This is a genomic window from Streptomyces sp. NK08204 (assembly GCF_020400585.1).
Taxonomy (GTDB): domain Bacteria; phylum Actinomycetota; class Actinomycetes; order Streptomycetales; family Streptomycetaceae; genus Streptomyces.
In genome coordinates this window covers 1-482 of record NZ_JAINVF010000092.1, presented here as the reverse complement: position 1 = coordinate 482, position 482 = coordinate 1, and the positions used below count along the sequence as shown (strand labels likewise).

Annotated in this window: 1 protein-coding gene; it reads right to left on the bottom strand. The window is 69.1% G+C overall.

The genetic code is table 11. The features are described from left to right. Positions 1-444: winged helix-turn-helix domain-containing protein (locus K7G59_RS34445; RefSeq protein WP_225840680.1), on the bottom strand; the 444-nt coding region annotated here is incomplete at its 3' end. Positions 445-482 lie beyond the last annotated feature (38 nt).

Here is a 482-nt window from a genome sequence, read left to right as displayed (position 1 = left end):
CACCGCGTGCTCGTCGCGTTCCAGAGCACGACGGGCGGGTGCCTGCCAGGACCAGCCGTGCCGTTTCAGCAGCCGCCACACCGTCGCCACCGACAGACTCAGCTCGAAGCGACGGCGGATCACGGTCTGGACCCGGGCCAGGGTCCACCGCTGGTCTTCGAAGCCGTGCGCTGCCGGACCCTTGCCGAGTTCTTCCTCGAGTACGGCAAACTGGGCATCGGTGACGGTCGGGGAATTCGCCGGACCCGCGGAGCGCAGGCCCTCGAGTCCGCCCTCGCGCCAGGCACGGCGCCAGCGTTCCACCGACCGCACACTCACCCGCAGGTCTTTTGCGATCACCGCGGTCTTCTCACCCGCCGCGAACCGTTTCCCGGCCTGCAACCGGATCCCCTCACGAAACGCCCGACGCTCAGCGGTCAGGCCCCCACCCTCCGGATACCTCACCCCACCGGCATACCGCAGGGATCATGAGCCGTCACTAC